The sequence below is a fragment of the Streptomyces sp. NPDC040610 genome, from assembly GCF_055594065.1.
The window spans coordinates 439,523-452,045 of sequence record NZ_JBVIXA010000007.1; the positions used below are offsets into that span (position 1 = coordinate 439,523).

At 74.6% G+C, this 12,523-nt stretch carries 12 protein-coding genes; 3 read left to right on the forward strand and 9 right to left on the reverse strand.

The genetic code is table 11. The features are described from left to right. Positions 1–5: 5 nt before the first annotated feature. Positions 6–464, reverse strand: coding sequence for an SsgA family sporulation/cell division regulator (locus ACZ6AA_RS25495; RefSeq protein ID WP_468454532.1), 459 nt, complete (start codon positions 462–464; stop codon positions 6–8). Between the two features lie 207 nt (positions 465–671). On the opposite strand from ACZ6AA_RS25495, the gene ACZ6AA_RS25500 reads away from it, so the two are divergent. Then, positions 672–1,898, forward strand: coding sequence for a cytochrome P450 (locus ACZ6AA_RS25500; protein WP_468482645.1), 1,227 nt, complete (start codon positions 672–674; stop codon positions 1,896–1,898). Between the two features lie 47 nt (positions 1,899–1,945). Here the strand turns inward: ACZ6AA_RS25500 and ACZ6AA_RS25505 are convergent, their stop codons facing one another. From ACZ6AA_RS25505 to ACZ6AA_RS25540, 8 genes are all read right to left on the reverse strand, one after another. Then, complete coding sequence (locus ACZ6AA_RS25505) at positions 1,946–3,223, reverse strand: cytochrome P450 (RefSeq protein ID WP_468454528.1); 1,278 nt, start codon at positions 3,221–3,223, stop codon at positions 1,946–1,948. Beyond that, entirely contained in the window at positions 3,220–3,837 is a 618-nt protein-coding gene (locus ACZ6AA_RS25510) for a GTP-binding protein (RefSeq protein WP_468454526.1), read from the reverse strand. Before ACZ6AA_RS25510 ends, ACZ6AA_RS25505 begins: the two co-directional genes overlap by 4 nt. Beyond that, entirely contained in the window at positions 3,818–4,174 is a 357-nt protein-coding gene (locus ACZ6AA_RS25515) for a DUF742 domain-containing protein (protein WP_468454524.1), read from the reverse strand. The genes ACZ6AA_RS25510 and ACZ6AA_RS25515 overlap by 20 nt, the downstream gene beginning before the upstream one ends. Next, positions 4,171–4,608 carry a roadblock/LC7 domain-containing protein gene (locus ACZ6AA_RS25520; RefSeq protein WP_468454522.1) on the reverse strand — a complete coding sequence of 146 codons (438 nt, stop codon included), beginning with the start codon at positions 4,606–4,608 and terminating at the stop codon, positions 4,171–4,173. Before ACZ6AA_RS25520 ends, ACZ6AA_RS25515 begins: the two co-directional genes overlap by 4 nt. Before the next feature lie 192 nt (positions 4,609–4,800). Continuing rightward, complete coding sequence (locus ACZ6AA_RS25525; RefSeq protein WP_471460135.1) at positions 4,801–7,056, reverse strand: sensor histidine kinase; 2,256 nt, start codon at positions 7,054–7,056, stop codon at positions 4,801–4,803. 496 nt (positions 7,057–7,552) lie between these two features. Then, positions 7,553–8,281: a DUF4232 domain-containing protein gene (locus ACZ6AA_RS25530; protein WP_468454518.1), complete on the reverse strand. Its 729-nt coding sequence runs from the start codon at positions 8,279–8,281 to the stop codon at positions 7,553–7,555. Positions 8,282–8,400: 119 nt separating this feature from the next. Continuing rightward, on the reverse strand, positions 8,401–9,114 hold the full coding sequence (locus ACZ6AA_RS25535) for a response regulator (protein ID WP_468455038.1): 714 nt from the start codon (positions 9,112–9,114) through the stop codon (positions 8,401–8,403). 5 nt (positions 9,115–9,119) lie between these two features. Further along, entirely contained in the window at positions 9,120–10,193 is a 1,074-nt protein-coding gene (locus ACZ6AA_RS25540) for a sensor histidine kinase (RefSeq protein ID WP_471460227.1), read from the reverse strand. A 348-nt stretch (positions 10,194–10,541) separates the two neighbouring features. Between ACZ6AA_RS25540 and ACZ6AA_RS25545 the strand changes: the two genes are divergently transcribed. Next, positions 10,542–11,396: a class I SAM-dependent methyltransferase gene (locus ACZ6AA_RS25545; protein ID WP_468454516.1), complete on the forward strand. Its 855-nt coding sequence runs from the start codon at positions 10,542–10,544 to the stop codon at positions 11,394–11,396. A 247-nt stretch (positions 11,397–11,643) separates the two neighbouring features. Beyond that, positions 11,644–12,507, forward strand: coding sequence for a dihydrodipicolinate synthase family protein (locus tag ACZ6AA_RS25550; RefSeq protein WP_471460229.1), 864 nt, complete (start codon positions 11,644–11,646; stop codon positions 12,505–12,507). The last annotated feature ends 16 nt before the right edge of the window (positions 12,508–12,523 follow it).

Consider the following 12,523-nt stretch of genomic DNA (forward strand, 5'->3'; position numbering starts at 1 on the left):
GTCGGCTACGCCGCGTGCTCCCCGAACGGGCTCTCGCTGTCCCCCAGGCAGGCCGCCACGAGTTCGTCCAGGCAGATCCGCTCCGCGCCCGGCGGCACGATCTCGTGGGCGTCCGCGAGGAAGGCGGTGATGTCGGCCGCGGCGGCGTGCAGCACGCCGTGGGAGCGGCCCGCGGGGCCCGGCATGCCGAACAGCTCGATGCGCACGCCGGGACCGCGGCCCGGGTCCGCGGTCGGCTCGACGCGCACGTCGCCCTCACCGGCGGGGCCGCGGCAGCCGTCGCCGAGGAGCTGCCGGTCCAGGCGCCAGCGCGTCACCTCACCGCCCTCGCAGTGGAACGTCATGGTGACCGCGAAGGGATCGGCGGCCGCGTAGGCGAGTTCGGCGGAGAGGGGGGCGCGGCCGCCGGGTGTGTCGGCCGTCTCCAGTTCCATGAACACCGTCACTCTGACCTCGGCCTCCACGGCGTGCCTCCAGGGGGGTTGGGGGATGGTGGGATCCCGTATGCCCCGACGGGCTCGGGGAATGCGGGGAAAACACGTGATGGGTGACATGTAACAACTGACAGATGACGACGAACAGCTGACAGATGACAGCTGACGCACTCTGTTGGTTCTTTTCCTTGATCAATAGGCTGTGCCGGCCAGGCAGTCGCCCTCCGAAGGAGCACCGTGTCCACTGCTCAGCCCATCCCGGACATCCTCTCGCCCGAGTTCGCGGCCGATCCCTACCCTGTCTATCGCGCCCTGCGGGAACAAGCCCCGCTGCTGTGGCACGAGCCCACCAAAAGCTACCTCGTCTCCCGCTACGAGGACGTGGCCCGCGTCTTCAAGGACAAGGAGGCGCAGTTCACCACGGAGAACTACGACTGGCAGGTCGAACCCGTGCACGGCCGGACGATACTCCAGCTCAGCGGCCGTGAACACGCGGTGCGCCGGGCCCTGGTCGCCCCGGCCTTCCGCGGCACCGAGCTGCGGGACGTGTTCCTGCCGGTCATCCGCCGCAACTCCGAGGAACTGATCGACGCCTTCCGCGACCGCGGCTCCGCGGACCTGGTCGCCGACTACGCCACCCGCTTCCCGGTGAACGTGATCGCCGACATGCTCGGCCTGGACAAGGCCGACCACGCCCGGTTCCACGGCTGGTACACGACCGTCATCGCCTTCCTCGGCAATCTGGCGGGCGACCCGGAGGTGGCGGCCGCGGGCGAGCGGACCCGGGTGGAGTTCGCCGAGTACATGTTCCCGGTCATCGCCGAGCGCCGGAAGAACCCGGGGACCGACCTGCTTTCGGCGCTGTGCGCCGCCGAGGTCGACGGGGTGCGGATGAGCGACGAGGACATCAAGGCGTTCTGCAGCCTGCTGCTCGCCGCGGGTGGCGAGACCACCGACAAGGCCATCGCGGGCATCTTCGCGAACCTGCTCACGCACCCCGACCAGCTCGCCGCCGTGCGCGCGGACCGCACCCTGATCGACCGGGCGTTCGCGGAGACCCTGCGGCACAGCCCGCCGGTCCACATGATCATGCGGCAGAGCGCGGTCGACGTCGAGGTGGCCGGTGGCACCATTCCGGCCGGTACCACCGTGACCTGCCTCATCGGCTCCGCCAACCGGGACGGCGAGCGCTACCGCGAGCCGGACCGGTTCGACATCTTCCGGGACGACCTGACGACCACCACCGCGTTCTCCGCGGCGGCCGACCATCTCGCTTTCGCCCTCGGCAGGCACTTCTGCGTGGGCGCGCTGCTCGCCCGCGCCGAGGTGGAGACGGGCGTCAACCAACTCCTCGACGCCATGCCGGACATCCGGCTCGCCGACGGCTTCGTACCCTCGGAGCAGGGCGTGTTCACGCGGGGCCCCGCCGCCCTGCCCGTGGTGTTCACGCCCGTGCCGCGCTGAGCACCGTGCCGCCGCGTGCGGCGCGGAGCGTCTCCGCGCCGCCGCCGTCACTGCGCCACGGGCGTGAACTGGACCGGCAGCGCCGTCAGGCCGCGCATCCAGATGGACGGCCGCCAGGTCAGCTCCGCCGGGTCGACGGCGAGCACCAGGTCCGGCAGCCGCTCCAGGAGCGTCTCGACCGCGGTGCGGGCGATGACGTCGGCGAGCAGCGGCGCCGGATAGGGGCAGCGGTGCTCGCCGTTGCTGAAGGACAGGTGCGCGGAGTTCTCGGAGCCCACCTGCGCGCCCGGCCAGATCTGCGGGTCGGCGTTGGCTGCGGCGAGACCGAGGACCAGGCAGTCGCCCGCGCGGATGCGGCGCCCGCCGAGCTGGGTGTCGCGGACCGCCCAGCGGCCGATGAAGTTCTGGGTGGGGGTGTCGAGCCACAGCACCTCGTTGAGGGCCTGGCTGACGCTGAGACGGCCGCCGGAGACGTTCAGGGCGAACCGCTCGTCGGTCAGGAGCAGCCGCAGCGCGTTGCAGATCCAGTTCGCGGTGGGCTGCTGGGCGGCGGCGATCACGGAGATCAGGTCCTGCACGATCTCCTCGTCGGACAGGCCCGCCGGGTGCTCCAGCATGCGCGACGTGACATCGGCTCCGGGGTTCTGCCGCCGCTCCTTGACCAGGTGGTGGACGCGCTCGCCGACGCGGATGTACGCGGCCACCGGGTCGTCGCCCTCGGCGGCGTCCAGGGACATCCGCAGGTCCTCGACCAGGGCCTCGGTGTCGGCGGCGCCGGGCGGCATGCCGACCATGTGGACGGCGGCGCGCATGGCGAGGGGGTGGGTGTAGACGCTCATCAGCTCGGCGCTGCCGCGGCCGGAGAAGGACGCGATGAGCTGGTCGGCGATGTAGGCGCACTCGCGGCCGAGTTCGAACTGGTCGACGCCTTCGAGGGCCTCGGTGATGACGCCCGCGCGGCGGCGGTGCTCGGCGCCCTCGGTGAACAGCACGGAGGGCTGGTAGCCCACGAACGGCATCAGGGGCCAGTCGGCGGGGATGTTGTCCCACTGGTTCCAGCGCCGGGAGTCGCGGGCGAACAGCTCGTCGTGCGCGGTGACGTACGACACCTCGGAGTAGCCGAGGACGAGCCAGGCGGGCACGCCGCCGTCGAGGAGGACGGGCGCGACGGAGCCGTGCTTGCTGCGCAGGCTGCGGTACAGGTCGAAGGGCGTCTGCTGGTACTCGAGGCCGCTCAGGGGCACCGCGTCGGGGTGGGCGGTGTGGGCGGGGCAGCCGGGCGGCGGGGTGTTCGGCGCGGCCGCGGGTCCACTCGCTTCGGTCATGCTGTCAGTTCCCGTTCCCGTGCCAGGTGGTGGAGGTGGTCGACGAGCGTGATCAGCACGTCCTTGCCGGACGAGCGGACCCGGGCGTCGCATTCGATGAGGGGGACGTGGTCCGGCAGCGCGAGCGCGGTGCGTATGTCCTGGAGGGAGTGGCGCGCGGTGTCGTCGTCGAAGCGGTTCACGGCGACCACGAAGGGCGTGCCGTGGTGTTCGAGCCGGTCGATGGCGTACCAGGACTCGTCCATCCTGCGCGTGTCCACGAGGACCACCGCGCCGAGCGTCCCGGAGAACAGCCGGTCCCACAGGAACCAGAAGCGCTTCTGGCCGGGGGCGCCGAACAGATAGAGCACCAGGCGGTCGTTGAGGCTGATGCGGCCGAAGTCGAAGGCGACGGTGGTGGTGTTCTTGCCGGTCGACTCGGGCATCCTGTCGACTCCGGCGCCCGCCTGCGTCATCACCTCCTCGGTGTTGAGGGGGCGGATCTCGCTGACGGAGCGGACGAGGGTGGTCTTGCCGACGCCGAAGCCGCCCACCACGACGATCTTCAGTCCGTTTTCGGCCGTGTCGCGCAGCGGTGTCCGGGACGACGGCAGCTCAGAGGTTGCGGAGCCCATGGAGCACCTCCGTGAGAAGAGCGGAATCGGGCAGCGCGGCGGAGGCCGCCACGCGGGGGTGACGAGGGGTGATGCGGCCGGTCGCCAGCAGGTCCTCCAGGAGGATCCGGACGACCGTGATGGGCAGGGACAGCTCAGCGGCGATCTCGACGACGGCCGTGGGGTGGCGGCACAGTTCGAGGATGCGCGCGTGCTCCGACTGCTGGCCGACGGACGGGTCGCACTCGGCGACGATCAGCGTGACCAGGTCGAAGGAGCTGCCGTCGGAGCGGCTGCGGCCCCCGGTGACCGTGTAGAGCCGGTCGGGTTCGCCCACGTCGACGGGCCGCCGCATCACGAGGCCGTGCTCCCGGGGCTCCCGGGCCGGGCGGTCCCCTGGGCGCGCGGCTCGGCCCGCAGGTGTTCGCCGATCTGGGAGACGAGCTGGCTCATCTGATGGCCCACCACACCGGGGTCGGCGTCCTCGTCGGCGATGACGGCGAGGTGCGCGCCCTGTCCGGCCTCCACGACGAAGAGCAGTCCGCCGTGGAACTCGGTCATGGAGTGCCGCACGCCTCCGGTGCCGTCGCCGAACTCCATGGAGGCACCCTGGGCGAGCGCCTGGATGCCGGAGCAGATCGCGGAGAGCTGGTCGGCCTGGTCGAGGCTGAGGCCGGGACTCCAGCAGAGCTTGAGGCCGTCCCGGGACAGCACGAGGGCGTGCCGGGTGCCGGGGGTGCCGTCGAGGAGGGTGTCCAGAAGCCAGTTCAGGCTGTTGTCGGTGGTCTGCATGGTGAATTGGGGGCGATCACCGGGTGCGCGAACGCCCGTGCCTCCCTTTCGATGCGGGGCGGGGGTGGGGAAGGTGAGAACGGTGGGGCTCGTCGGTGTCGCGGGCCCCTGGGGCGGCGCGGGGCGCCGGGTGCGCGCGGCGCCCCGGGGACGCGGTCCGGGCGGACCGGCCCCGGCGGCCGCGGGGGCCGGTCACTCGGCCCGCGGCGGCTCGCTCTCGTGGGCGGCCCGCGGTGGTTCGCTCGCGCGGGCGGCTTGCGGTGGCTCGCTCTCGTGGGCAGCCTGCGGTGACTCGCTCGCCTCGGCGGCCCGGGGCAACTCGCTCGCGCGGGCGGCCGGTAGTGGCTCGCTCGCACGGACGGCCTGCGGCGACTCACTCGCCTCGGCGGCCCGGGGCGACTCGCTGTCTCCGTCGAACCCGGACTGCGCGCTCTCCTCGGCGGCCCGCCGGGCGCGGTGGAACGCGCCGAACCGGGCGCCCAGGTCGCGCGGCGGGCGCTGCGCCCCGGCCTGGTCCGCGCCGTCCGCGGCGGGGGTGGTGCCGGGTGCGGCCGGGTCGGTGTGCCGGTGGGAGTCGGGGGCGCCGGGGGTGGCGCCCCGGCCTCCCGGGGTGGTGTCGGGGCCGCTCCGCGCGGCCTCCCGGGCGGCGGAGTTGGCGGCCTGGCGCTGCTGGAGTTCGGCGTGCGCGGCGGCCATGGTGCGGCCGGGGCGCCGCATCGGCAGTCCGCCGAGGGTGGCGCCACGGCCGTCGGTGCCGCCGGAGCTGCCCGGGCCGTCGGTGCGGATGCCGCGGCCGTCCGTGCTGCCGGTGCCGCCCCCGCCGTCGGTGCGGATGCCCCGGCCGTCCGTGCGGCCCGGGCCGTCGGTGCCCATCCCCCGACCGTCCGTCCCGCCGAAGCCACCCCCACCGTCCGCGCGGACACCCCGGCCATCCGTGCCGTGGCCCGGCGCCCGCCCGTACTCGTCGTCCCCATCGGCGGCGCGCTCCCGCACGGCGGTGTGCTCGGGTGTCTCGGCCCGCTCGCCGGGGGCGCCGCCGAGGCCCGCTGCGGCCGGGGTCCCGACGGGGCCCTCCGGGGCGGGGCGCGGCGCGGGCACGGCTTCCGCGCCGGCCGCGGCTCCCGTACCGGGCAGCGCGGGAGCGTCGAGCGCCGGGGCGCGCTCCGGCTGCGGCTGCTGGGCGATGAGCTGCGGGGGCAGCAGGACGACGACGCCGGTGCCGCCGCGCGCCGAGGGGCGGAAACTGACGTTGATGCCGTACTTCACGGCGAGGCCGCCGACGACGGCGAGCCCGAGCCGGGTGCCCTGGAGGAGCGCGAGGTCGGTCATCCGTCCGGACACCGACTCCTCGGCCCGGCGCTGGGCGGCCTCGGACATCCTGAGGCCGCTGTCCTCGATGGTGATGACGACGCCGGTGCGGGACTCCTCCACGTACACGTGGACCTCGTCGGTGGGCGGCGAGAAGTTCGCGGCGTTGTCGGCGAGTTCGGCGAGCAGGTGCATCACGCCCTCGGCGGCGAAGCCGACGACGGCGACCCGGGTCGAGCAGTGCAGCCGCACCCGCTGGTAGGCGGCGATGCGGCCGACGGCGCCGCGCAGGATGGACTCCATCACGATGGGCTTGTTCCAGGCGCGGCTGGAGCGGCCGCCCATGAGCAGGGCGAGGCGGTCGGTCATGAGGCCGAGCTGCGAGGTGCTGTGGTCGAGCCGGAGCAGGTCGCCGAAGACCTCCTCGCCGTGCCGGTCCTGCATGTCGCGCAGATCGGCCAGCATGCTCACGGACTTGGCCTGGACGCGGCTGAGGGCCTTGGCGCTCGCGGCCTGCGCGGCGGCGGCGCGCCGCTCGCTCAGGGCGAGTTCGCGGACGGCCGCCTCGGTCAGGGCGCGCAGCGCGGCATCGTCGGGCCAGCGCGTGCTCGCGAGGGCGCGGTCGACGGAGGCGCCGCCGCGCAGGGTGGCGACCACGCCCGGGAGGGTCTCGTCGGCGAGGAGCCGGATGTCGTCGGTGACGCGGGCCAGGTCGTCGGCGGCGCGGCGCCGGGTCGCGGCGGCGGTGGCGGCGCGCTGCTCGGCGTCGGCGAGGGCGCTCACGCACACCCGCAGCAGCTCGCGCTGGGAGGGCAGGGCGGGCGGCCGGGTCTGCCGCAGCACCTCGTCCGGGGCGACGCCTTCGCGCACGAGTCGCGCGACGCCCGGCAGGGTCACTTGCGCCAGGCCCATGTCCTCGGCGGTACGGGTGTCCAACTGGCCGCGTACGGAAAGCAGTTCGCCCTCGGCGTCGGTGGCCCGCGCGCGCAGCCTGTTCGCTGTCGCGAGGCCGACGAGGACGGCGACGGTGAGCAGGATCCAGCCCCCGGCGGCCGCGGCGCCCGCCCAGGCGCGGGCCTCGTCCGGGGCGAGGGCGGCGACGGCGGCGCCCGCCGCCGCGGCGGCTATGAGGAGAAACACGGGCAGCGTGTATGCCGTTCGCCGGCTGCTCGGGGTGCGGTCCGGACGACGATCGGCGGGCTGTGTCATTCCCTGGTCCCTCGGTGTCGGCACGGGTGCGCGGGCCGTCGGCCCGCCCTCGACTGCGTGCCGCCGCGAGGGAAGTCCGCCTGGTGGCGCTGTCTTCCGACGGCACTTGTGGTGGTCATGCTAGTCACAAGATCGCACAGTGGAAGCGGGCATTCAGCTCCGGGGGGCTCCGCCCGGAAGGTTCGTCGCGAAAGGACTCATCGGGGCCGCGTGCGTGCTACCGCCCCGCGGAACCCGACACCCCAGGCCGGACGGTGACGCACCGTCGGCCACGCACATACGTTCGGTGCATGGGCCAGCCATCTATCGCGGGCAGGATCCTTCCTGCGGCTGAAATCCCACCCCCATGATGGCGATTTCAAGCCAACTTGCCTGCTGTGCGGCGCGTCCCATGGCACAGGCGACCCCGGGCCGTCTCACCCTTCGGTCACCCCCCGGTGCCGTCGGCCACGTACTTCTTCCAGGCCGTCGTCCCGATGCGGCCGGTGCTGCCGAGGTCGATGCCGCCGTCCGGCGTGACGGTCCTGGCCGGGGCACCGGGGGCGGGGACCACGCGCAGCCGGGGCGCGTGCACGGCGGGACGGGCCAGGTCCGTGTGGGTGTTGCGCCACACCACGACCACCGTCGCCGACTCACCCCGCCGCAGCGCCACGGGGTGCGGCCCCGGGTCGGGCACACCGGTGGTGATCTCCCCGGCGCCCCGCAGGGTGCGTACGTCGAGGGGCTCCCCGTCGTCGCCGAGCGCGCGCAGGCCGGGGTAGCCGTCGAGCCGGTAGGTGCCGGTGCCGCAGTGCGTCAGGGTCACCCGCATCGCGCGCAGGCCCATCGCGGCGTCGACGGGGCCCGGTTCGACGAGGGCGCCGCGCTTGCCCGCGCAGTCCCGGGACGCCTGCCGGGGCTCGGGCGGCGGCGCGCCGTACTGGGGCGCGCTCGCGGCGCCGGAGGGGAGTTCGTCGGGGGTGACGCGGTAGGACGGGGCGGGCCCGGCGGCGGACGGGGTCCCGGCGGTGGTCGGGGGCAGGCCGCCCTTGCCCGCGACGCGGGTCGCGGCGCCGTCCGCGCCGTCCCGCCCTGATCCCTTCGACTGCCCGCACCCGGCGACGAGTATCGCGAGGGCGCAGAGGGCGGTGGCACGGCGGGGCGAGAGGAGAGTCACGCCGGGATCATGCCACGCGGCACTTCACGCCGACCCCGGCCGGACCGCCCCGCGCCCCGCCGCACGCCCGCACCCCGGACACGGCTACGGCCTCCCCATACCCGCACCCCCGGACACGGCTACACCTCCCCCGCACTCCCACCATCCCCGCCCCCGCCCGCACCCCCGTCCCCCTCGACCCGCGCCCGCACCAGCCCCGACTCATAGGCGAACACCACGAGTTGGGCCCGGTCGCGCGCGCCCAGCTTCGTCATCGCCCGGCTCACATGCGTCTTGGCCGTGAACGGGCTGACGACCATGTGCGCGGCGATCTCCTCGTTGGTGAGGCCGCGGGCCGCGAGCGCCGTCACCTCGCGTTCCCGGCGCGTGAGGCCCTCGAGGCCCGGCGGGGTCGCGCGGTCCGGCGGCCGGGCCACGAACTCGCCGATCAGGCGCCGCGTCACGGCGGGCGAGAGCAGCGCGTCGCCGCGGGCCACGACCTCGATGGCCTGCAACAGGTCGGCGGGCTCGGTGTCCTTGAGCAGGAAGCCGCTGGCCCCCGCGCGCAGCGCCTCGAAGACGTACTCGTCCAGGCCGTAGTTGGTGAGGATGACGACGCGCACGTCCGCGAGGCGCGGGTCGGCGGCGATGCGGCGGGTCGCCTCGATGCCCGTCATGACCGGCATCTGTACGTCGATGAGCGCGACGTCGGGCACGAGTTCCCCGACGAGCGCCACCCCCTGGGCCCCGTCGCCGGCCTCGCCCACCACCTCGATCCCGTCCTCGGCGTCCATCAACGCCCGGAATCCGGCCCGCATCAGGGCCTGGTCGTCGACGAGCACGACCCGGATCACCCGGTTCACCCGGCCGCCCCGAGCGGCAGCTCGGCCCGCACCGAGAAGCCGCCCTCGTCCCGCGCCCCGGCGCGCAGCGCGCCGCCCAGCGCCTCGACCCGCTCGCGCATCCCGATGAGCCCGACCCCGGGCTCCACGGGCAGGTCCGGGTGAGCGGCCCCGTCGTCGTCCACGCGGACCACCACCTGCCGCTCCCCGTAGTCGAGATGGACGCCGACCTTCGCCGGGCCGCCCGCGTGCCGGGCCGCGTTGGTGAGGCACTCCTGGACGATGCGGTACACGCCCTGCTCCAGGGCCGTCGGCAGGGCACGCTCGCGCCCGGTCACCGTCAGCTCGACGGGCAGGCCCGCCGACCGCGCGCGCTCGACGAGCAGGGCGGGGCTGCCGGTGGGCCCGTCGGTGCGCAGGACCTCCAGGGTGGCGCGCAGCTCCCGCATGGCCTCGCCGCCGGCCTCCTGGATGGCGAGCAGCGCGGGCGGCACCTCCTCGCCGCGCTTGCGCGCCAGGTGGACGGCCACGCCCGCCTGGAGCTTGACGATGGAGATCTGGTGGGTGAGGGAGTCGTGCAGTTCGCGGGCGATGCGCAGGCGTTCCTCCCCGGCCCTGCGCAGCGCCACCTCCTCACGGGTCCGCTCGGCCTCCAGGGCGCGCTCCTCGGTCTGGCGCAGATACGCCTGCCAGGTCGTGGCCGCGATGCCGGTGGCGACGGCGCACACGAACCACCCGGTGAGCAGCAGGGTCCGCTCGACGGCGCCGTCGCGGCCCGGGTCGGCGCCGAGGAACACGGCGAGGAAGGCGAGTCCGGTGCCCGTGGCGAGCAGCCGGTGGCCGCTGTGCGCGGCGGCGTGCACGGCGCCGAGGACGGGGAACGCCGCCGCGGTGGCCGGTTCGGCGTGCAGTACGAAGGCGGCCATGGAGGCCGCGCTGACGACGAGGACGACGCGCGGTGCCCGGCGGTACTCCGCGAGGACGAGCGAGCCGACGCACGCCAGGGCGTAGTCGACGGCGTCCGTGCCGCCCTCGTACACCGTCGCGACCACGACGACGGCGGCGACGATCGCGGCGAACCCCACGACCATCGCCCTGGCCTTGCGCTCGTCGAGGTGGCCGTGGCCGTCGAGCAGGCCACGGCCACCTGATCCTCCGTGTTCCCCCATCATGTCCCGCACCCTAGCCCGGGGTTCGGACCGTCACGTCCCCCGTGCGGACCGCTCCCGCGCTACTCCCGGCGTAGTAGTCGCGCGCCCGCCCGCCCCCGCCGCCGTAGATCCAACTGCCTTCGCCGGTACGACGACCGGGAGGCACCGGCGCGGCGACGATCGGCGGCACGAACACCACGCAGCGGCACCGGCACGGCGGCACCACCGCGTCGGCGCCGCACCACGCGGAGCCACCCCATGGACGACCCCCGAGGCGAAGGAACCGCCATGACGACGCACACCCGCCCCGAAGCCCGCCCCAACGCCCGCCAGGAGGAGCTCTGGAACGGCCCCATCGGCCGGCACTGGGCCGAACAGCAGGACCGCTACGACGCGATGAGCGGCGACCTCAACGGCCGGCTCTTCGCGGCCGCGCGGATCAGCGGCGGGGCCCGGGTCCTGGACATCGGCTGTGGCGCGGGCACCGTCACGCGGATCGCGGCACGGCTCGCCGGTCCCGACGGGCACGCGGTCGGCGTCGACATCTCGGCGCCGCTCCTGGAGCGGGCCCGGGCGCGCACCGCGGCCGAGGCCGTCACCAACGTCTCGTACGAACTGGGGGACGCCCAGACGCACGCCTTTCCCGGGGGACGCTACGACGTGGCGATCAGCAGGGGCGGCGTGATGTTCTTCGCCGACCACGCGGCCGCGTTCCGCAATGTGGCCCGCGCGCTGCGTCCCGGCGGGCGCCTGGTGTTCGTCTGCCCGCAGCCCGCGAGCCCCGACATAGAGGAGTCCCGCGCGCTCGGCCTGCTCGCGGGCCTGCTCGGCGCCCACGGGGCCGCCCCCTCCCCCGACCACACCGACGCCCGCGCCGCGATGGCCTCCCTCAGCGACCCCGCCCACATCCGCCGCTCCCTCGCCGCCTACACCGACGTGACCGTGACCTCGCTGCCCATCGAGACGTACTGGGGCCGCGACCCGGCGGACGCCGTCGACTTCCTCCTCTCCCGCACGCCCGGCCGCGTGGTGCCGAGGGTCACCCGCAAGGCCCTGGAGGACACGCTCAGCCCGTACGCGGGCGGGCGCGGGGTCCGGATGCAGGCGCGGGTGTGGCTGGTGACGGCGACCCGCCCGGCCTGACGGAGCACCAGGGCTTCGCCCCGCGTCCCCCGGTGGCGGGGCCGCGGGGGGCGCTCGCCCTCTTGGCAGCCTTGGTGCCATGTGAAATATTACTGAGATCCCCAGGAGAACCGCTCGCGCGTCACCCCCGCTCCCGCTCCCGTCTGGAGTCCCCATGAGCACCAGCACGACCGAAAACTCCGACACCTCAGGCGCCTCAGGCACCCCCGACGCCTCCTGGAGCCCCGCCCGCCCCTGGCGCGGCATCATGGTCGCCACCGCCCTCCCGCTGCGCGCCGACCGCACGGTCGACTACGACGCGTACGCCGAGCATGTGCGGTTCCTGATCGAGGGCGGCTGCGACGGCGTCGTCCCGAACGGTTCGCTCGGCGAGTACCAGACGCTGACGCGCGAGGAGCGGGCCCTGGTGGTGCGCGTCGCCGTGGAGGCGGCGGGCGACGGGGCCCGCGTCATGGCCGGGGTCGGCGCGTACGGCAGCGCCGAGTCACGGCGCTGGGCCGAGCACGCGGCCGAAGTGGGCTGCGGGAGCGTCCTGTTGCTGCCGCCGAACGCCTACCGCGCCGACGCCGACGCCGTGCGCGCCCACTACGCCGAGGCCGCCTCGGCGGGCCTGCCGGTCGTCGCCTACAACAACCCGGTCGACACCAAGGTCGACCTGGTCCCCGCACTGCTCGCCGAGTTGCGCGCGGCCGGGCACATCGTGGCCGTCAAGGAGTTCAGCGGCGATGTCCGCAGGGCCTACGAACTCGCCGAGCTGGCCCCGGACCTGGACCTCCTCGTCGGCGCCGACGACGTCCTGCTCGAACTGGCCCTCGCGGGCGCGGTCGGCTGGATCGCCGGGTACCCGAATGCCTTCCCGGTCTCCTGCGCCGAGCTGTACCGCGCGGCGACGGCCGGTGACCTCGACCGCGCCCTGCCCCGATACAAGTCCCTGCACTCGCTGCTGCGTTGGGACTCCCGGCCCGAGTTCGTCCAGGCGATCAAGCTGTCCATGGACCTCGCGGGGCGGTACGGCGGCCCGACCCGCCCACCGCGGCTGCCCCTGCCGGGCGCGGCCGAGCAGGCGGTACGCTCCGCCACCGAGAAGGCCGTCGCCGACGGCCACCACTGAGGGGCCGGGAGCCGCC